Origin of the sequence: Phenylobacterium deserti (assembly GCF_003254705.1) — a bacterium.
In the GTDB taxonomy this organism is placed as follows: domain Bacteria; phylum Pseudomonadota; class Alphaproteobacteria; order Caulobacterales; family Caulobacteraceae; genus Phenylobacterium; species Phenylobacterium deserti.
In genome coordinates, this window is sequence record NZ_QFYR01000001.1 from 973,487 (window position 1) to 991,267 (window position 17,781).

Genomic DNA, 17,781 nt, shown 5'->3' on the forward strand with positions numbered 1-17,781 from the left:
GACGGCCCCAAAGGACCGAGACCGGCTTAAATACGCCTCTTGTGCGCTGCGTCAAAGCCGAGCCAGCGCGCGGCTAAGTTTCGCAGGCGCCGAGGCGTCCTTCAGGTCGAGCAGAAGAAGCGGCACGCGCAATCCGCGCACCTCCTCGTGGTCGGGGTCGGGCAGCCGCTCAGGCGCGCCGGCGCGGACCACCAGGCTGATGGGCGCCAGAGGCAGGGCGGGGGCGCGGACCACGTCCAGGCCGCGGACTTCCAGCAGGCCGTGGAGGGTGTCGGGGGCGCGGCCGAACAGCTGGCCCCCCGAGGTCCACACCAGCGTGCGGTCGTCGGCCACCAGCTGGAAGCCGGCCTGCAGGGCGCGCAAGGCTAGGTCGCTCTTGCCGGCGCCGGAGGGCCCCTCGATCAGCACGCCGCGCCAGGCGCCGGCGTGGCGCTGGGCGATCAGCCCGGCGTGGAGGATCAAAGCCCGACCTCGGGCAGGGTGAGGATGAACAGGGCGCCGCGCACCTTGCCGTCTTCATCGACCATGTTCTTGGCCGTCAGCGTGCCGTTGTGCGCCTCGGCGATCTGGCGGGCGATGGACAGGCCCAGGCCCGAGTTGTTGCCGAAGGCCGCCCCCTTGGGCCGCGAGGTGTAGAAGCGCTGGAAGATGGTCTCGACATTTTCCGGGGGAATGCCAGGACCTGCGTCGGCGACCATGGCCAGCACCCGGCCCTTGTTGCGCGCCAGGGTGACGGTGACCGTCTCGCCCGGCGGGCTGAAGGAACGGGCGTTGTCGATCAGGTTGCGGAAGATCTGGCCGAGGGGACCTTCGCGGCCCAGCACGCGAACCGCCGACAGGGCGCCGGAGGACTGGAAGCGGACGGCGACGTCGCCCGGCTTGGCGGTGGCCTGGTAGAGGGCGACGATGTCGGTGATCAGCCGCTCCAGGTCGAGCACCTTGGGCTGGTCGCGCGACAGCTCGGCGTCCAGGCGCGAGGCGTTGGAGATGTCCGTGACCAGCCGGTCCAGGCGTTTGACGTCGTTCTGCAGCACCCGCAGCAGGCGCATGCGGGCGGTGTCGTCCTTGACGAGGTCCAGGGTCTCCACGGCCGAACGCATGGAGGTCAGCGGGTTGCGGATCTCGTGCGCCACGTCGGCGGCGAAGCTCTCGATGGCGTCCATCCGCTCGGTGAGCGAATTGGTCATGGCCTCGAGGCTGCGGGTCAGGTCGCCCACCTCGTCGTCCCGGTCGGCCAGATCCGGCAGGGAGATGGCGCGGGCGCCGGCCAGGCGCACGCGGTCGGCGGCGCGGGCCAGGCGCAGCACCGGCTTGGCGATCAGGCTGTTGAGCAGCAGGGACGAAATCAGGGTCACCGAGATGGCGACCAGGATGAAGGGGATCAGGGCGGCGCGCTCGCGAGCGATGATCTCGTCCACGTCGCTGGCTTCCAGGGTGAGCACGCCCAGCACCGCCTTCACGTGCTGGATGGGCACGGAGACGGACACCACCCGCTCGCCCGAGCCGCCGGTGCGCAGGCCCGAGACGTGGTGGCCGCCCAGGGCGCGTCGGACCTCGTCGGACAGGGCCTGGCGGGCTTCCTGGCTCTCCTCCTCCCCGTCCTTTTTCTTGGGCGTCAGGCGGAAGTGGAAGCCGCCCTTCTCTTCCTCGCGAACGCGGGCGGGCGGCAGCAGGCGCCATTCCACGCGATCGGCCACCCAGTCGCTGTCGGCGATCAGGCGACCCTGCGCGTCAAACAGGCGGGCGCGCTGGGCCCGGGGGTTGGCCAGCAGCTGCAGCACCTGGCTGGCGTAGGCGGCGTCGAGCATGGGCTCGGGCTCGCCCACGGTGGCGGCCTGGTCGATGACCTGGGCGATCAGCTCGCCCTGGGTGGTCAGGCTGTCGATGCGGGCGTTGACCAGCCCACGCCGGAGCTCGTTGAGCACCAGCGCCCCGGCGACGAGAACCGCCAGGCTCAGCACGTTCAGGGCGATGATCAGCCGGCCGAGGCGTGAGCCCGGCAACCAGCGGAACCGTCTTGGCGCCCGACGGCTGCGATCAGCTTTCGCGGTATCGGTATCCGACGCCATAAAGGGTTTCGATCGCGTCGAACTCCGGGTCCACGTCGCGGAACTTCTTCCGCATGCGCTTGATGTGGCTGTCGATCGTGCGGTCGTCGACGTACACCTGATCGTCGTAGGCCGCGTCCATCAGGTTGTCGCGGCTTTTCACGAAGCCCGGACGCTGGGCCAGCGACTGCAGCAGCAGGAATTCGGTGACGGTGAGCTTCACCGGCTTGCCTTCCCAGAGGCAGTCATGGCGGGCGGGATCGAGGGTGAGCTTGCCGCGCTTGATAGCGCGCGAGGCGGCGTCCGCCGCAGCGGCGGGACCGGCCGCGCCGTTCACTTCCTCGCCTTCCACGCCGGCGCGTCGCAGGACGGCCTTCACCCGCTCGATCAGCAGGCGCTGGCTGAACGGCTTGTGGATGTAGTCGTCGGCGCCGAGGTTGAAGCCGAGGATCTCGTCGATCTCGTCGTCCTTGGACGTCAGGATGATCACCGGCAGGTCGGAGGTGCGGCGCAGGCGCCGGAGCACTTCCATGCCGTCCATGCGGGGCATCTTCACGTCGAGGATCGCCAGATCCGGCGGCTCGCCCTCCAGCGCGGCGAGGCCGGAAGCGCCGTCGTAGTAGGCCTTCACGGTGTGGCCGTGGCTTTCAAGGGCGAGGCTCACGGACGTGACGATGTTCTCGTCGTCGTCCACCAAGGTGATCTTGGCCATGTCGGGTTCGAGTTCTCCTGAGCGGCGCCGTTCACTTAAGGCTCAAGCTAGTCGGCGACCAGCGTGGCCTCAATGGGGCGCAAACCGTCCGGTTCCAGCAACCCACCCTTAAGCTTGTTGCCGCAAACCTTGCATCTCTGAGGGATCCAGATGGTTAGCGCGCGCGTCCATTTCGAGGTCTATGTCCGCAAGAAGCCGACCTCCGGATGGACTCTGGAGATGGCGACGGAGAATCGCGCCCTGGCGATTTCCACCGCGGAAGACCTGATCAAGGAAGGCCGGGTCACCGCGGCCAAGGTCACCAAGGAAACGCTGGACGAGGAAACCCGCGAGTTCCAGACGGTCACCATCCTGAACCTGGGCGCGCCGGACACCACCAAGAAGCGCAAGGTCAAGGAAGACATCGAGCCGCTCTGCGTCACGCCGCAGGACCTCTACACCATCCATGCGCGCGAGCGGATCAGCCGGCTGCTGGAGGCCTGGCTAGAGCGGCGCAGCGCCACCGCCTTCGAGCTGCTGCACCGGCCGGACCTGGTGGAGAAGCTGGAAGCGTCGGGCACCGACCTGCAGCACGCCATCCAGAAGATCGCCGTGCCCGAGGCCCAGGCCCGCGGCGCGACCACCCACGACATGATGCGCAGCTTCCAGCAGCTGGTGGAGCGCGCGGTCGACCGGCTGATGAGCGACCACCGCAAGGGGGCGCTGCCGGACCTGGCCAAGGAAGGCCTGAACGTCGCGGCCGAGCGGCTCGCGCACCATCCGGACCGCCATTACCTGATGGGCTGCGGCGTGGCCGCGGCGATCGAGCCGGCGAGCAGCTGGTCGGAGAAGGTCGCCATGCTGCTGGACCTGGCCGACTCCGCGCCGCACGCGGGACCTGGCCGGGCCTTGGTGCTGAGCACCATCGAGCAGCCGCTGGCCGAGATCCTGGGCGGCAAGCTGGGGCTGGAGGAGCTGCTGGGCCGGGGCATGGACCTGGGCGGCAACCTGGCCGGCATGACGCGGCTGACCGCCTCCGAGGCGGTGGACAAGCTGATCGAGGTCGAGCCGTCGGTGGCCAAGGTCATGCCGAAGCTGTCGGCGAGCGCGGCGCGGCTGTCGAAGTGGTTGACGGCGGAAGGCTTCCTGGAAGTGCGCACGGCTCTGGGCAAGCGCATCCTGGCGGAGCTGAACGGCCCGCGCCGGCTGCGCCCCGGCGATGCGGCCGGCGAGATCGACATCCTGCGGGCCCTGGCGATGTCGCTGACCAGCGCGTCGGGCAACCTGCTGCCGCTGGACGAGGTTCAGTCGGCGTTCTCGGCCCGGTCCAAGATGCTGGTGACCGGCGACTTCGTTGAGTCCTACCTGGGCCGCGAGATGTCGGCGATCCAGGAGGCCGAGGCGCTGGTGTGGCTGACGGAAAACGTCATCGGGCCGGCCAACAAGCGGCAGGCCGGGCGCTGGATCAAGGCGGTGGTCTCGGCCCTGCGCTTCGAAAAGGAATTCCGCAAGAACGAGGAGGAGTCGCCCGCGGCCCGCCTCGCTCAGCTGGCCGTGCTGCAGAAGTCGGTCAGCCGCTGCGGGCTGGTGCCGGAGGACTATGTCCCCATCCAGCAGAAGATCGGCGAGATCGGCGGCATGGTGGAGGCCGAGGGCAAGATCGCCTGGACCCTGGGCCGCGCCCAGGCGCCGGTCGTGCAGCGCCTGACGGTCCTGCTGCGGCTGGCCAGCGGAGAGTCCGCGCCTCTGGGGCCGGCGGCCGATCGCGCGCGCTCCGAAGCCATGCGCCTGATCCGGCAGGACGACACTCGCGCGGAACTCGCCAAGGCGCCTGAGCAGATGAGCGCCATGCGCGAGATGATCCAGCAGGCGGGACTGGCGGCCTAAGGCCGACCTTCAGAACCTAGAGGCCGAGGCTAGCTTTCAACGCGTCGACCACGCGGGCGACATCGTCGTCGCCCATGCCGGGATAGAGCGGCAGGGACAGGCAGCGGGCGTACCAGGCGTCGGCGCCGGGAAGCTCGAGCTCGCCGTAGCGGGCGCGGTAGTAGGGCTGGCGGTGAACCGGGATGTAGTGGACCTGGCTGCCGATCCCCTGGGCCTTGAGGCGTTCGACCACCTCGAGCCGAGTCGCGCCGACGGCCTCGAAATCGATCAGCACGGTGAGCAGGTGAAGGGCCGGATCGCTCCAGGCCGGCGAGGCGGCCATGCGCACCACCGGCGCCAGCGGCGCGAGGGCTTCGGCATAGAGCGTGGACAGATGACGGCGGCGCGCCACGAAGCGATCGAGTTTGGCGAGCTGGGACAGGCCCAGGGCGCAGAGTATGTCCGGCAGGCGGTAGTTGAAGCCGGGCTCCTCCATCTCGTACCACCAGGGCTCGGCGTCCGCGGGGCGGACCATGCCGTGGCTGCGGAAGCGGCGCAGGCGCTCGTCGAGACCGGCGTCGTTGGTGGTCAGCATGCCGCCCTCGCCGGTGGCGATGGTCTTGACCGGGTGGAACGAGAAGCTGGCCATGGCGGAGTGGCGGCAGTCGCCCACGCGCTCGGCCTGGTCGCCGAAGCGCATGGCCGAACCCAGGGCGTGGGGCGCGTCCTCCACCAGCACGGCGCCCTGCTCGCTGGCCAGGGCCGCGAGGGCCGGGAGGTCGGCGACGTCGCCCCGCAGGTGCACGGGCAGCACGGCGCGCAAGGTGCGCCCGTCCAGCCGCTCCAGCGCGCCAGCCAGGGAGGCCGGGGTCATCAGGCCGGTGTCGGGATCGACGTCGGCGAACACAACCTCCGCGCCCACGTAGCGGGCGCAGTTGGCGGTGGCGAGGAAGGTGATGGAGGGCGCCACCACCGCCTCGCCCGGCTTCACGTCCAGGGCCATCATGGCCAGGTGCAGCGAGGCGGTGCCGTTGGAGCAGGCCACGGCGTGAGCTGCGCCGACCTTGTCGGCGAAGGCGCGCTCGAAGGCGTCGACCGTGGGGCCGGTGGTCAGGAAGTCCGCCCGCAGCGCCTCGGCCATCGCGGCGACGTCGTCGTCCTCGATGGTCTGGCGGCCGTAGGGCAGGAAGCCTGAGCTCATGCGTCGGTGGCCCGGCGGCGGGGGGCAGGCTCGCCGTCGCTCAGCAGGCCCAGGAGGTCCGAGCCGGTCAGCCACTCGTCGTTCGTGTCCGACGCGTAGGAGAAATCTTCCGGCAGCCGGGCGCCTTGAAGGGGCTCGCGGGTGTACTCGGCGAACACAGGCTCGATGGCGTAGCGGTCGCCGAGATCCACGGTGCTGCGGGCGTCGTCGGCCGAGATCATCATCTCGTGCAGCTTTTCGCCGGGACGGATGCCGACGGTCTTGAGCTGGGCCTCAGGAGCCATGGCGGTGGCGAGATCCACCACCTTCATGGACGGGATCTTGGGCACGAAGATCTCGCCGCCGCGCATCAGCGACAGGGACGAGAGCACGAAGTCGACGCCCTGGTTCAGGGTGATCCAGAAGCGGGTCATGCGCGGGTCGGTGATCGGCAGCTCGGCCGCGCCCTTGGCGATCAGCCGCTGGAAGAACGGCGCCACGGAGCCGCGCGAGCCCACGACGTTGCCGTAGCGCACCACCGCGAAACGCGTGCCGATGTCGCCGGACAGGTTGTTGGCGGCGACAAAGGTCTTGTCGGAGGCGAGCTTGGTCGCGCCGTAGAGGTTGATCGGGTTGCAGGCTTTGTCGGTGGACAGGGCGATCACCTGCTTCACCCGGTTCTGCAGGCAGGCCCACACCACGTTCTCGGCGCCCAGGACGTTGGTGTGGATGCATTCGGACGGGTTGTATTCGGCGGCCGGCACCTGCTTCAGGGCGGCGGCGTGGATCACCACGTCCACCCCGCGCATCGCCAGGCTGAGGCGTTCGCGGTCGCGCACGTCGCCCAGGAAGAAGCGCATGCGAGCCATCTTCTCGGGCCCGAACTTCTCGGCCAGATCCTGCTGCATCTCGCTCTGCTTCAGCTCGTCGCGTGAATAGACGATGAGCTTTCGCGGGTCGGCCCTGGTCAGCACGGTCTCGACGAAGCGGCGCCCGAAGGAGCCGGTGCCGCCGGTGACGAAAATGACCTTGCCGTCGAGGTCGAGAGTGGTCGGCGCAAATCGGCCCAAGGGGCGCTCCCGGCGTTTCGAATCGGTCGTGGGGCCACCTTCCCGCGCCGCGCGTAAAGAGAGCTCTAACCACAGTTGCGGCAGGTTGCGGCCATGCGTCGCCGCTTCTTCCTTCTCGCAGCTCTCTCCGCCGCGCCCTCGCTGGCGCGCGCCTCTGGCGGCGGTGGTGAGAAGAAGACCACTGGCGGGACCAACTACCTGCCGATCCGGGCGCTGACCGGGACCATCAACAAGCCGGGCGGCCGCCGCGGCGTGATGTCGGTGGAGTGCGGCCTGGAGGTCAACGACGCCGGCCTGCGGGACAAGGCGGAAAAGAACATGCCGCGGCTGCGCGCCGCCTATCTGCAGACCGTGCTGACCTATGCCGGCGGCCTGCCCTACGGCGCCCTGCCCAACACCGACTTTCTGGTTCGCACCATGCAGCGGCAGACCGACGAAATGCTGGGCCGCCAGGGCGCGCGCATCCTGCTGGGATCGGTGCTGATCAACTAGCCGAAGGGCGTCGGCCCTTTCCTATACATATCGGATAAAGAAATCCCGGATCCGGGCAACCTTCGCGCAAGCCGCGAAGTTGAGGGGCGCACTGCTCACCAGGACGCCCGTCATGATCTCCGCCCTCGGCTACGCCAGCAAGAACGCCCATTCGCACCTGCATCGCTGGGAGTTCGAGCGGGACGATCCCAAGGCCAACGAGGTGGTGATCGACGTCCTGTTCTGCGGCGTCTGCCACTCGGACATCCACCAGGTGAAGAACGAGTGGGGCAACTCGGTTTACCCCTGCCTGCCGGGGCACGAGATCGTGGGCCGGGTGAGCCGCATCGGCGCCCAGGTCAGCCGGTACAAGGAAGGCGACCTCGTGGGGGTCGGCTGCATGATCGACAGCTGCCGGCAATGCGACGCCTGCCGGTCGGGCGAGCAGAACTACTGCCAGGGGCCGAACAGCTGGCTGGCGACCTACAACGGTCCGATGAAGCCGGCCAAGGAAGCGGGCCAGAACATGTACGGCCGCGACAACACCTTTGGCGGCTATTCCAACGTGGTGGTCGTGCCGGAGGACTTCGTGCTGCGGATCCCTGAGGGCCTCGATCCGGCGGCGGCCGCGCCGATCCTGTGCGCCGGCGTGACCACCTTCTCCCCCATGCGGCACTGGGAGGTGAAGGCGGGGGACAAGGTGGGCGTCGTCGGCCTGGGCGGCCTGGGCCACATGGCCCTGAAACTCGCCAAGGCGTTGGGCGCGAAGGTGACGGTGTTCACCTCCACCAAGGAGAAGATCAAAGAGGCCAAGACGCTGGGCGCGGACGAGGCCTATCTGGAAGACGACGAGAAGGCCCTGGAGCCGTTGGAAGCTTCGTTCGACTTCATCATCTCGACCATTCCGCAGAAGCACGACGTGAACCCGTTCATCGCCCTGCTGAAGCACGACCGCACCCTGGCCATCGTGGGCGCCCTGGAAGAGATGAAGGGGGTCAACAACATGGACACCGCCATGCTGCGCCGATCGGTGGCCGGCAGCCTGATCGGCTCCATCGACGAGACCCAGGAGGTGCTGGATTTCTGCGCCCAGCACCAGGTGGCGCCCGAAATCGAAATCATCGACATCAAGGACATCAATGATGCGATGAAGAAGGTCGAAAAGGGCGAAGTGCGGTTCCGCTATGTGATCGACATGGCGACGCTGAGCTGAACGGGCGCGAAGGCGGGGATCAATTGGTGCGGCATCGCCCGCGAACCGGGTAAGGTAGGCTCTGAACCGAGAGAGAATTGTCATGCCCGCGTACACCATCGTCACGACCAGTGCAGCCCAAGGCAGCGACGCCGCCGAGGTGAATACGCTCGCCGACGATTTCGCCGACCAGAGCGAAGCCCTGGGGTATTCGCGTCGCATGGCTCACGAGATGCTGAGCCTGGCCCAGCAGCTGGACCTTGATTTCGACTACAGCAACGTCGGCCTGTATGAAGGCGACCTGCTGGAAGAGGATCTGGAACCCGACCACCCGGCGTTCCTCGGCGTCTGGGTGCTGGACGACGACGGCGCGGCCTTCGTCACCGCGGATGAGTTCCGCGAAAGCGCGGCCGAAGCCGCGCTCTCCTAAACCGAACGACGCCGCAGCGACCTCCCCGGCGAGCGCGCCGGCCGGGGTTTGCTGCGCCCTCGCCGCGGACTAGAACCGTCGATCTCTGAGGGGGCGATGGGATGACGTTCGCAGGCGGGTGGCGCGCTGGGGCCTTCTGGCTGGGGTGCCTGGCGGTCACCGCCGGGGTCCTGCTGCACATTCCGATGTACTGGATGGGCCGCGACATGGGCTTCCAGCTCGCCGGGATGGCGATGGACGCCGGCATGTGGTGGGGCATGGTGCTGATCGTCCTTGGGGTTGGACTATCCGCCTACGGACTGATGCCCGCCAAGTTCGCCCATGAGGACGTCGGCGTGGTCGCCCCGCCTGAAGACGCGCCCCTGACGCAGGCGCATTGGGGCATGTGCGCCCTGCTGGCCTTGGCTTTGATCGTCGACATCATGAAGCCGGCCAGCCTCGGCTTCGTCGTTCCTGGCATGAAGCAGGAGTACGGCCTAGAGGGGTCCATCGTGGCCCTGCTGCCGTTCGCCGCCCTGAGCGGCACGGTCGTCGGATCGTTTCTGTGGGGCTGGCTCGCCGACGTCTACGGGCGGCGGGCCTCGATCCTGCTGTCCTCCATCGTCTTCGTCGGCACCTCCATCTGCGGGGCGATGCCGGACTTCTACTGGAACGTCGGGATGTGCTTCCTGATGGGAGCCGGCGCGGGCGGGATGTTGCCGGTGGCCTACGCCTTGCTCGCGGAAATCATGCCGACCCGCCACCGGGGCTGGGCCCTCGTGCTGGTCGGCGGGATCGGCGCGGTGGGCGGCTATTTCGCCGCCAGCGTGCTGTCAGCATGGCTTCAGCCGGCGTGGAGCTGGCGGGTCATGTGGTTCCTGAACCTGCCCACCGGCCTGATCCTGATCGCCCTCAGCCCCTTCCTGCCGGAGTCGGCGCGCTTTCTGATGCACGTGGGCCGGGCCGCGGAAGCGCGCACGATGCTGGCGCGTTTCGGCGCGGTCGTGACCTCCAACGCCCCTGCGCCGCGGGAAAGCCATTCGCACCTGCCCCCGGTGGACAAACGCTATGCCGGAGTGACCGTCGCGCTGACCGTTGCGGCGCTGGCCTGGGGGCTGGTCAACTTCGGGGTGCTGCTGTGGCTGCCGGCTGGCCTGGTCGCAGAAGGCGTCAGCGTTTCGGCCGCGTCCGGCCTGATCGCCAAATCCACGCTGATCGCGGCGCCGACGATCCTGTTGTCGGTCTGGCTCTACAGCGCCTGGAGCACGCGCGGGGCGCTGGCGTTGATGCTGGCGGCCACGGCTGCGGGCCTGGCGGGTTTGGCCCTCCGGAGCGCCGGGGTCCCGATGCTGCAGGATCCGGTTGCGCCGCTGGCGCTGCTGATCGTGGGCTCGAGCGGCGTGATCTCCATCCTGCTGCCCTACACCGCGGAGAATTTCCCGTTGCGCATCCGCGGCCGTGCGACCGGCTGGATCGCCGGCTGCAGCAAGATCGGCGGGCTGCTGGCGCAGGGGCTGAGCGTGCTCGGCCTTGCGCCCGCGCTGGCGCTTGCCGCGGCCTTCGTCTGCGGCCTCACCCTGCTGGCTTTCGTCCTCACGGTGGCGCTCGGTCGTGAGACCCGCGGCCGGGACCTGCGGGACTTGGAGTAGGGGCGAGGCGGCTCCGGGCAAAGGGGTTAGCCGATGATCGAGCAAGCGAGAACTGGCGGCGCAAGATCCTGAGCTGAGGCGCATGCGGCGCCTTCGGAGAGGAAGGAGGCGCTGCGATGCCGACCATCGCCACCATTCATGCCGAGCAGCGGGTCAACACCAGCACGGCGGGGCTTCAGACGGCGCCCGCGGTTGCCACTCTCGCCGATGGCTCGTACGTCGTCGTCTGGCAGGACGAGACGAGCACCAACATCCGCGCGCAGCGCTTCGATGCTTCCGGCGACAAGCTTGGGGACGAGTTCCGAGTCAACAGCACCACGGCTAACGCGCAGTCCGATCCGGCGGTCATCGGGTTAAAGGGCGGCGGCTTCGTGATCGCCTGGACCACTGTCCCGGACGCCGCGTCACCGATCTTCAAGGATGTCCTGTCGCAGCTGTTCGACGCGACGGGCGACAAGGTGGGCGGCGAGCAGCAGAACCCAGGCGGACCCTGGCCGGGACCGCACACCTCAGCCTCGGTGTCCGCCCTGGAGGACGGCGGCTATGTGGTGACGATCAATGATCACCAGCTGGACGTGGATACGCCCGATCCGGACGTCTACGGGCACCGGTACGACGCTGCGGGCAAGTTGGTGGGCGAGCCGTTCCTGGTCAACGCTCCGTCCAGCTTGGAGGAACGCAATCCCTCCAGCGCGGGCCTGAAGGACGGCGGTCTCGTGGTCGTCTGGGATCTACAGATCGACAGCATCCATACGGGCAAAATCTTCGTCCAGCGCCTGGACGCGGACGGCGAGAAGGTGGGCGGCGAGGTGCTGCTGTCGGAAACCGCCGGCTATCTTGCGTCCAGCGGCCGCTCGGTCGCCGGTCTTGCTGACGGCGGCTATGTCGTCCTCTGGAAGGCGGAAGAGTCGCGGGAGTTGTTCGCCCAACGCTTCGCCGCCTCCGGCGCCAAGGTCGGCTCTCCGATCGAGATCGGCATGAATACGGACGGCAGTCATAGCAGCCCGTCGGTGGTCGGGCTGCCAGACGGCGGCTTCGCCGTAACCTGGTTGTCGCGCCAGTATTTCGGCGGCGGGAGTCCGGACGATGGCGTTCACCTTCAACGGTTCAGCGCCACGGGCGCACGGGTCGGAAGCGAAGCCCTGATCTCTCCAGACGTACACGAGGGAGGCGTCGGGTACTTCCAGGAGATGCCAGCGCTGGCGGCGCTCGACGACGGGCGGGTGGTCGTGGCCTGGGTCAACGCTGAGGAGGACGTCATCCAGCAGGTGATCGGCCCGTCCGTGGAAGGCGCTACGCTGAGTGCGGCGACCGAGATCGCCAGCGGCGGCGCGCGCGACGACACCTTCCTGGCGGCGCCCGACGCCCTGAACGACGGCGACCTGATCTACGGCGAGGGCGGCTCGGACCAGTTGCGCCTGACCAGCGCCGGCGAGGCTGACCTCACGGACGTTTTCCTGAAGAGCGTCGAGAAGATCCTCGGCAGCAAGGGCGACGACGCCTTCGTGGTCGATGACGCTGTGCTGGCCGGCGTGACCCTGATCGACGGCGCCGGCGGCGACGACACCGTGGTGACGGGCGAGGCGACGTTGGACCTCGTGGGCTTGAAGCTGGTGAAGGTCGAGCACATCGCCACCACTCATGCGGCGGGGACAAACTTCGTCGTCGACAGCGTCGCCGAGGCGCTGCTGGTGGACGGCGCAGGGCTGCACGACACGGTTACGGCGACCACGCTGACCTTTGGCGCGCGCCAGCGCAGCCAGATGTTCGCCAACGGGGTGGAGGAGATCGTCGACGCCTCGGGACGGTATCTGGCGAGCTCCGGGGATCTGCTGCTAGCCTGAGCGACCGGAGGGACAGCGATGGCGACGGGCGTTCAGGACGAGGCGGACGGCTCGGCGGGCGTGGATGCGCGCATCGCGGCGCTGGGCGACTGGCGAGGCGAGATGCTGGGGCGCCTGCGAGGGCTGATCCGCGAAGCCGACCCGGAGGTGGTTGAGACGGTGAAGTGGCGCAAGCCGTCCAACATGCTGGGCGTGCCGGTCTGGGAGCACGCAGGCATCCTGTGCACCGGCGAGACCTACACGGACTACGTCAAGCTGACCTTCGCGCAGGGCGCGGCGCTGCCCGACCCCGCAGGCCTGTTCAACGCCAGCCTGGAAGCCGGGACCCGGCGGGCCATCGACATCCGCCAGGGCCAGGCGCCTGACGCGGCGGCGTTCCGCGACCTGATCAGGGCGGCTGTGGCGCTGAACCTGTCGAAAGCCGCGGGTCGCCGACGAGGGTAGGCGGAGCGCGCCAGGACGCTCTGACTGTGGCTTCTCTGCATCAAGTGGGGCTCGAGGGGCCGCGCTCCGCGGTCTCTTGGCAACCGAATGGCGGTCTCAGGGCCTAAGCGACGTCGCCCGATGGGTAGACGCTCAAACCCAGAGGCCATCATGAAATTCCTGCTCAGCTCCAGCGCCGCCGCGCTTGCGATCACCTTCTCGGGCGCCGCCCTTGCTCAAGCACCCGAGTGGACGGGCGGCTACATCGGCGCTCAGGCGGGCTATGGCTTCAAGGCCGAGAACGACGACGAGACGGTGGTATTCGACACGGATCTGAACGGCTCCTTCGGGGACGCCGTGCGCACCACCACCGGCGCCAACGCCTTCTCCCCAGGCTTCTGCGAAGGCCGCGCGCTGGGCGCGACGCCCGCCGCCGACTGCCAGACGCGCGACCGTGGCTTCGAGTTCGGCGCCCGGGCCGGCTATGACATGCAGCTGGGAAGCTTCGTTGTCGGCGTGGTGGGCGAAGTCAGCCGCACCAATGTCCACGACGCCATCAGCGCCTTTTCCACGACGCCGGCTTCCTACACGATGGAGCGCGAGCTGAACGCGTTGGCGGCCGTGCGCTTGCGGGGCGGCTTCGCCCTGGGCCGGACGCTGGCCTATGCGACCGGCGGCTATGCCAAGGGTCAGGTGGACCGGCGCTTCCGGACCAGCAACACGGCCAACAGCTTCGCCGCCACCACCAACGACGACTGGGTCGACGGCTGGCAGCTGGGCGCCGGCCTTGAGCATAAGATCACCAACGATGTGAGCCTGGGGCTGGAGTACCTGCTCACCGAACTCGAGGACGACGGCTACACCGTGCGGGCCGGCGGGCCGGTTCCGGCGACCAATCCGTTCGTCCTGACCAATCCGGCGGGGACCAACTTCCAGCGGACCGAGGACGATCTGAAGATCCACGCCGTTCGCGTCACGGCGGCGTACCGCTTCTAGTCAGATGCGGAGCGGGGGCCCGGCCTCCGCTCCACCCTCCATGCTGGCTCACATGGCGCTGATGCCGCCGTCGAGCTTGAGCTCGGCACCGGTCATGAAGCGGCTTTCGTCCGAGGCCAGGTAGAGCACGGCGTTGGCCACGTCGTCCGGGTGGCCGATGCGGCCCAGCGGGATCTGGCGGGCGAGCTTGGCGTCGGCGGTCTCTCTGCCGATCTGCTCGCGCAGGCGGTCGAGGATGGGCGTGTCCACGAAGGTGGGGTGCACCGAGTTGGAGCGGATGTCCCAGCCGTGCTTGGCGCAGTGCAGGGCGATGTTCTTGGACAGCAGCCAGACGGCCGCCTTGGACGCGTTGTAAGCCGGCGTGTTGTGGCCGGCGATCAGGCCGGCGATCGACGAGATGTTGACGATGGAGGCCGGCTGGCTGGCGCGCAGGTACTTCAGGGCGTGCTTGGTCCCCAGAAAGACGGAGTCGGCGTTGACGCTCATCACCAGCCGCCAGTCTTCGAGGCTGAGCTGCTCGATGTCGCCGCCGCGGCTGATGCCGGCGTTGTTCACGAGCACAGAGATGCCGCCCATGACGGCGTCCGCCTCCTCCAAAGCGTAGGTCCACTGCTCCTCGCGCGTGACGTCGAGGGGCACGGCGAAGGCGGTGTCGGCGCCCAGCTCAGCGTTGATGGCGGCGGCCACCGCTTCAGCGCCCGCAGCGTTGACATCGGCGAGGGTGACCTTGGCCCCTTCGCGCGCCAGCCGCCACGAAGCGGCCGCGCCCAAGCCCTGGGCCGCGCCGGTGATGAAAGCCTTCTTGCCTGCGACGCGTCCGCTCATGGGCCCCGTGCTCCCTCAGTCCTGATCGGTTTCGGCGCCCGTCGCCTGGGCGGCCTCGTCCATGAAGGTGGCGAGGCGGACGTCCAGCTCGGTCACGCCGTCGGCGTCGTGGGTGGACAAGACCACGTCCACCCGGTCGTAGACGTTGAACCACTCGGGATGGTGGTCGAGCTTGTCGGCCATCAGGGCCACGCGGGTCATGAAGCCGAAGGCGGCGTTGAAGTCCGCGAACCGGAACGAGCGCCGGATAGCGTCGCGCCCGCCGTCCACCTCGCTCCAGGCAGGGAGCTTCTGCAGCGCGGCCGCCGCGCCGATCTTCGCCGGCCTGACCATGTGGCGTCTCCTTAAGCGAACAGATGTTTGAGGCTAGTTGCGGCCCAGGTGCGGTGCAAGCGTCGCGGTGGGTCTGCTATGGAGGCGCGTGACCCTGGACCCGACCGCCCTGCTGCCCCGCCCCGTGCGGCTCGCGCTCTACGCCGCGGCCTGCGCCGTCCTGCTGTACGTGTGCCTGGCCCCCAGCGAGGGGCTGCCCCAGGAGCGGATCTGGGACAAGGCCGAGCACGCCATGGGATGGGCGGTGCTCACCGGGCTTGGCCTGTTCCTGTCGCCGCGGCGGCCGCGGGCGATCGCAGGCTTTGCATTCGGGCTGGGCGTAGCAGTGGAGGTGCTGCAGGCCGCCCTGCCCTTCGGTCGCGACGGGGACGTGCGCGACCTGCTGGCGGACAGCATCGGCATCGGCCTCGCCCTGCTGGTCTGGGCCACGGTCACCCGCCTGGGCCGGCGGATCGACGCCCGATGAGCGCGGGCCTATCCTCTCCGGCTTCGCAGGAGCCCTCGATGTCGCAGAACCGCCCGCCGTTCATCTTCCTGGCCGCGCCCTGCTACGGCGGGATGTTGAACCTGCACTTCATGCGATCGGTGATGGCGCTGGAGACCGCCTGCGCCCAGCGCGGCGTCGGGCTGCACGTCGAGCTTCTGCCGAACGATCCGCTGATCACCCGGGCCCGCAGCCGGCTGGCCGCGCAGTTCCTGGCTCATCCCGACGCGACGCACATCCTGTTCTGCGACGTGGACATCGGGTTCGAGCCGCACGAGGCCTTCAAGCTGCTGGACAGCGGCAAGGATGTGGTGGCGGCGGTCTGCCCGCTGAAGCACATCGACTGGGAGAACGCCCGGCGGGCCGCCCAGGCCGGCGTGGAGGACCTGCAGTCCGTCGCCCTGGGCTATGTGGTGCGGTTCCTGCCGACGCCGGACAACAGCGTCGAGGTGGAGAACGGCGTCGCCAAGGTGGCCTACGGCGGCACGGGCTTCCTGATGATCAGCCGGGCGGCCATGCAGCAGGTGGTGGACGCGCATCCCGAGTTGACCGCCATCGTCGACGAGGCGGGCACGGAAGCGGTGATGGTGTTCGACACCCTGATCGAGCCGGAGACCGGCCAGCACCTGTCGGAGGACTACGCGTTCTGCCGGCGCTGGCGCGAGCTGGGCGGGGAGATCTGGGCCAACGTGGAGGCGCGCATGACCCACGCCGGGCACATGGCCTATACCGGCAGCCTGATCGCGGCGATGCGCCAGGCCTGAGGCCGGGTCAGACCGCAGGGCCCGGCATGTCCGGCGCGTCCTTCAGGGCGTCGCGATATTCGGTGGTGGCCGCGTCGTCCCCGTCCTGAGCGGCGCTGGGGTCTGAGCCGTCGGAGGGCACGCCCGGCGGCGAGCCTTGCGGGCTCTTGCCAGGCTCGTGCTGGGCAGTCTGGTCTTCCGCGGGGGTCTGGGGATCTTGGTCTGGCATGGCGTCCTCGTCGCCAAGGCAACACCCGCGCCGGCGGCGTGTTCCGCGGCCTCAACTCAGAACCAAGCCGGCCCCCAGCCGTTCTGGCCCGAGCTCAGCCTTGAGGCCGCAAGAGGATCGCCAATGGCGATGTACGATCTTTCCAGGACGGCCGCGTTCCAGAGGAGAACCCGCGTGGCGACGGTGATCAGCGTCTACGAAGAGCAGCCCAACGGCGGGCCGCAGCGCCATGACTTCAACCTGAGCGACTTCGGCGGACAGCTGCCGGCCAACGGCGACTTGATCATCAAGCCGCATTCGCTGAGCGCGGACGGACCGGAGGTCTGGGAAGTGGTGGCGCGCTACCACCAGCCAGGCCGCGGGTTCGACGCCGAGGGCGCGCTGCGGGTGGTGGTCCGCAGCCGGCTCGCCACCGAGGCCGAGAAGGCCCTGCTGGCCTAGACGTTCAGGAAGACCGCTGGCGCACCCGACACGATTCGAACGTGTGACCTTTGCCTTCGGAGGGCAACGCTCTATCCAGCTGAGCTACGGGTGCCTGAGCAGCGGTGGGTGTCTCTAGCCGAAAGCGCGTCCGGCCGCAAACCTTCTGGCCCAAACCTTTGCGCGGGCGTCTAGGCGGTGTCGCGCTCGACCAGCGGCTCGACGCCGGCGGCCAGGGCCAGGCGCACCGCCGAGGACAGGCCGCGGACGTTCAGCTTGTCCATCACCTTGCCCCGGTAGATCTCCACCGTGCGGACGCTGAGGTCGAGCTCGTAGGCGATCAGCTTGTTGGGCAGGCCGCCCAGCATGCCGCGCAGCACCTGCAGCTCGCGGGCGGACAATGTGTCGATCAGGCTGCGGGCGCGGGCGGCGCGGGCGGCTTCCTCACTGAGGGTCTCGAGCTTTTCGAAGGCGTCGGTAAGGACGGCGAGCAGGCCGTCGGCGGCGAAAGGCTTCTGCAGGAACTCGAAGGCGCCGCGCTTCATGGCTTCGACGGCCGAGCGGACGTCCTTGCGCGCGGTGAGCACCACCACCGGCCAGGTCACATGGCGCTCGGAAAGCGCCTGGAGGACGCCGAAGCCGTCGATCTCCGGCATGTGGATGTCGAGCAGGACGCAACCCGGGACCGCGGCGTCGAGGGCGCGCAGGAAGGCCACGCCGGACTCGTGTTGGACCACGTCATAGCCGGCGTAAGTCAGGGTAATCGCCGCATATTCCCGCAGCAGCGGGTCATCATCCACCAGATGGACGACCTTGGCCGGCGCCGACGTTGGATCGGTGGAGTGGGGTACGCTCACAGAACTCGACCTAAGCGATCATAGGTCGATCCTAGCAGTCCCTCCCGGGTG

Annotated in this window: 20 protein-coding genes and 1 tRNA gene; 11 read left to right on the forward strand and 10 right to left on the reverse strand. The window is 68.7% G+C overall.

Annotated features, from left to right (window positions below; all coding sequences use genetic code 11):
- Window positions 1-51: 51 nt before the first annotated feature.
- From DJ018_RS04790 to DJ018_RS04800, 3 genes are read right to left on the reverse strand one after another with little or no spacing between them, the layout of a single operon-like run.
- On the reverse strand, window positions 52-462 hold the full coding sequence (locus tag DJ018_RS04790) for an HPr kinase/phosphorylase (protein WP_111513720.1): 411 nt from the start codon (window positions 460-462) through the stop codon (window positions 52-54).
- Window positions 459-2,069, reverse strand: a complete 1,611-nt coding sequence (locus DJ018_RS04795) for a stimulus-sensing domain-containing protein (RefSeq protein ID WP_111513721.1) — start codon at window positions 2,067-2,069, stop codon at window positions 459-461. Before DJ018_RS04795 ends, DJ018_RS04790 begins: the two co-directional genes overlap by 4 nt.
- Window positions 2,038-2,760 (reverse strand): response regulator transcription factor, encoded by a 723-nt coding sequence (locus DJ018_RS04800; RefSeq protein ID WP_111513722.1) that lies wholly within the window; start codon window positions 2,758-2,760, stop codon window positions 2,038-2,040. Before DJ018_RS04800 ends, DJ018_RS04795 begins: the two co-directional genes overlap by 32 nt.
- 150 nt (window positions 2,761-2,910) lie before the next feature.
- Here DJ018_RS04800 and DJ018_RS04805 point away from each other — a divergent pair, with 150 nt between their 5' ends.
- Complete coding sequence (locus DJ018_RS04805; protein WP_111513723.1) at window positions 2,911-4,626, forward strand: hypothetical protein; 1,716 nt, start codon at window positions 2,911-2,913, stop codon at window positions 4,624-4,626.
- Window positions 4,627-4,642: 16 nt separating this feature from the next.
- Here DJ018_RS04805 and pseC read toward each other — a convergent pair whose 3' ends face one another.
- A complete protein-coding gene (gene pseC / locus DJ018_RS04810; protein ID WP_111513724.1) occupies window positions 4,643-5,806 on the reverse strand; it encodes a UDP-4-amino-4,6-dideoxy-N-acetyl-beta-L-altrosamine transaminase in 1,164 nt (387 codons plus the stop codon).
- A complete protein-coding gene (gene pseB / locus DJ018_RS04815) occupies window positions 5,803-6,855 on the reverse strand; it encodes a UDP-N-acetylglucosamine 4,6-dehydratase (inverting) (protein WP_111513725.1) in 1,053 nt (350 codons plus the stop codon). Before pseB ends, pseC begins: the two co-directional genes overlap by 4 nt.
- 93 nt (window positions 6,856-6,948) lie before the next feature.
- Here pseB and DJ018_RS04820 point away from each other — a divergent pair, with 93 nt between their 5' ends.
- The 7 genes from DJ018_RS04820 (at window position 6,949) to DJ018_RS04850 (ending at window position 13,839) form a co-directional block, all read left to right on the forward strand.
- Window positions 6,949-7,347: a hypothetical protein gene (locus tag DJ018_RS04820; protein WP_111513726.1), complete on the forward strand. Its 399-nt coding sequence runs from the start codon at window positions 6,949-6,951 to the stop codon at window positions 7,345-7,347.
- Between the two features lie 112 nt (window positions 7,348-7,459).
- The gene (locus DJ018_RS04825; RefSeq protein WP_111513727.1) at window positions 7,460-8,539 is read left to right on the forward strand and encodes an NAD(P)-dependent alcohol dehydrogenase; all 1,080 of its coding nucleotides are present in this window, start codon (window positions 7,460-7,462) and stop codon (window positions 8,537-8,539) included.
- Window positions 8,540-8,621: 82 nt separating this feature from the next.
- Entirely contained in the window at window positions 8,622-8,948 is a 327-nt protein-coding gene (locus DJ018_RS04830; protein WP_111513728.1) for a hypothetical protein, read from the forward strand.
- 101 nt (window positions 8,949-9,049) lie between these two features.
- Window positions 9,050-10,576 (forward strand): MFS transporter, encoded by a 1,527-nt coding sequence (locus tag DJ018_RS04835; protein ID WP_205853708.1) that lies wholly within the window; start codon window positions 9,050-9,052, stop codon window positions 10,574-10,576.
- A gap of 116 nt (window positions 10,577-10,692) precedes the next feature.
- Complete coding sequence (locus DJ018_RS04840) at window positions 10,693-12,420, forward strand: hypothetical protein (protein ID WP_111513729.1); 1,728 nt, start codon at window positions 10,693-10,695, stop codon at window positions 12,418-12,420.
- Between the two features lie 18 nt (window positions 12,421-12,438).
- The gene (locus tag DJ018_RS04845; RefSeq protein WP_111513730.1) at window positions 12,439-12,864 is read left to right on the forward strand and encodes a DUF1801 domain-containing protein; all 426 of its coding nucleotides are present in this window, start codon (window positions 12,439-12,441) and stop codon (window positions 12,862-12,864) included.
- Between the two features lie 150 nt (window positions 12,865-13,014).
- Window positions 13,015-13,839 carry an outer membrane protein gene (locus DJ018_RS04850; protein ID WP_111513731.1) on the forward strand — a complete coding sequence of 275 codons (825 nt, stop codon included), beginning with the start codon at window positions 13,015-13,017 and terminating at the stop codon, window positions 13,837-13,839.
- A gap of 48 nt (window positions 13,840-13,887) precedes the next feature.
- Here the strand turns inward: DJ018_RS04850 and DJ018_RS04855 are convergent, their stop codons facing one another.
- Together DJ018_RS04855 and DJ018_RS04860 are read right to left on the reverse strand one after the other, a co-directional pair.
- Entirely contained in the window at window positions 13,888-14,664 is a 777-nt protein-coding gene (locus DJ018_RS04855; RefSeq protein WP_111513732.1) for an SDR family oxidoreductase, read from the reverse strand.
- Between the two features lie 15 nt (window positions 14,665-14,679).
- Window positions 14,680-14,997 (reverse strand): 4a-hydroxytetrahydrobiopterin dehydratase, encoded by a 318-nt coding sequence (locus DJ018_RS04860; protein ID WP_111513733.1) that lies wholly within the window; start codon window positions 14,995-14,997, stop codon window positions 14,680-14,682.
- 88 nt (window positions 14,998-15,085) lie between these two features.
- Here DJ018_RS04860 and DJ018_RS04865 point away from each other — a divergent pair, with 88 nt between their 5' ends.
- Window positions 15,086-15,463 carry a VanZ family protein gene (locus DJ018_RS04865; protein ID WP_111513734.1) on the forward strand — a complete coding sequence of 126 codons (378 nt, stop codon included), beginning with the start codon at window positions 15,086-15,088 and terminating at the stop codon, window positions 15,461-15,463.
- 38 nt (window positions 15,464-15,501) lie between these two features.
- Window positions 15,502-16,245, forward strand: coding sequence for a hypothetical protein (locus DJ018_RS04870; protein WP_111513735.1), 744 nt, complete (start codon window positions 15,502-15,504; stop codon window positions 16,243-16,245).
- A 7-nt stretch (window positions 16,246-16,252) separates the two neighbouring features.
- On the opposite strand, the gene DJ018_RS04875 is transcribed toward DJ018_RS04870, so the two are convergent.
- Complete coding sequence (locus tag DJ018_RS04875) at window positions 16,253-16,453, reverse strand: hypothetical protein (protein WP_111513736.1); 201 nt, start codon at window positions 16,451-16,453, stop codon at window positions 16,253-16,255.
- 123 nt (window positions 16,454-16,576) lie between these two features.
- On the opposite strand from DJ018_RS04875, the gene DJ018_RS04880 reads away from it, so the two are divergent.
- Window positions 16,577-16,894: a hypothetical protein gene (locus DJ018_RS04880; RefSeq protein ID WP_133254221.1), complete on the forward strand. Its 318-nt coding sequence runs from the start codon at window positions 16,577-16,579 to the stop codon at window positions 16,892-16,894.
- 17 nt (window positions 16,895-16,911) lie between these two features.
- On the opposite strand, the gene DJ018_RS04885 is transcribed toward DJ018_RS04880, so the two are convergent.
- A tRNA-Arg gene (locus DJ018_RS04885) sits at window positions 16,912-16,988 on the reverse strand.
- A gap of 76 nt (window positions 16,989-17,064) precedes the next feature.
- Entirely contained in the window at window positions 17,065-17,730 is a 666-nt protein-coding gene (locus DJ018_RS04890) for a response regulator transcription factor (protein ID WP_111513738.1), read from the reverse strand.
- Between the last annotated feature and the right edge of the window lie 51 nt (window positions 17,731-17,781).

Excerpts from the sequence above, each read along its gene's own strand:
- DJ018_RS04795 (WP_111513721.1), bottom strand. The coding sequence starts at position 2,069 with ATGGCGTCGGATACCGATACCGCGAAAGCTGATCGCAGCCGTCGGGCG.
- DJ018_RS04800 (WP_111513722.1), bottom strand. The coding sequence starts at position 2,760 with ATGGCCAAGATCACCTTGGTGGACGACGACGAGAACATCGTCACGTCC.
- DJ018_RS04805 (WP_111513723.1), top strand. The coding sequence starts at position 2,911 with ATGGTTAGCGCGCGCGTCCATTTCGAGGTCTATGTCCGCAAGAAGCCG.
- pseC (WP_111513724.1), bottom strand. The coding sequence starts at position 5,806 with ATGAGCTCAGGCTTCCTGCCCTACGGCCGCCAGACCATCGAGGACGAC.
- DJ018_RS04820 (WP_111513726.1), top strand. The coding sequence starts at position 6,949 with ATGCGTCGCCGCTTCTTCCTTCTCGCAGCTCTCTCCGCCGCGCCCTCG.
- DJ018_RS04825 (WP_111513727.1), top strand. The coding sequence starts at position 7,460 with ATGATCTCCGCCCTCGGCTACGCCAGCAAGAACGCCCATTCGCACCTG.
- DJ018_RS04830 (WP_111513728.1), top strand. The coding sequence starts at position 8,622 with ATGCCCGCGTACACCATCGTCACGACCAGTGCAGCCCAAGGCAGCGAC.
- DJ018_RS04835 (WP_205853708.1), top strand. The coding sequence starts at position 9,050 with ATGACGTTCGCAGGCGGGTGGCGCGCTGGGGCCTTCTGGCTGGGGTGC.
- DJ018_RS04840 (WP_111513729.1), top strand. The coding sequence starts at position 10,693 with ATGCCGACCATCGCCACCATTCATGCCGAGCAGCGGGTCAACACCAGC.
- DJ018_RS04845 (WP_111513730.1), top strand. The coding sequence starts at position 12,439 with ATGGCGACGGGCGTTCAGGACGAGGCGGACGGCTCGGCGGGCGTGGAT.
- DJ018_RS04850 (WP_111513731.1), top strand. The coding sequence starts at position 13,015 with ATGAAATTCCTGCTCAGCTCCAGCGCCGCCGCGCTTGCGATCACCTTC.
- DJ018_RS04855 (WP_111513732.1), bottom strand. The coding sequence starts at position 14,664 with ATGAGCGGACGCGTCGCAGGCAAGAAGGCTTTCATCACCGGCGCGGCC.
- DJ018_RS04860 (WP_111513733.1), bottom strand. The coding sequence starts at position 14,997 with ATGGTCAGGCCGGCGAAGATCGGCGCGGCGGCCGCGCTGCAGAAGCTC.
- DJ018_RS04870 (WP_111513735.1), top strand. The coding sequence starts at position 15,502 with ATGTCGCAGAACCGCCCGCCGTTCATCTTCCTGGCCGCGCCCTGCTAC.
- DJ018_RS04875 (WP_111513736.1), bottom strand. The coding sequence starts at position 16,453 with ATGCCAGACCAAGATCCCCAGACCCCCGCGGAAGACCAGACTGCCCAG.
- DJ018_RS04880 (WP_133254221.1), top strand. The coding sequence starts at position 16,577 with ATGGCGATGTACGATCTTTCCAGGACGGCCGCGTTCCAGAGGAGAACC.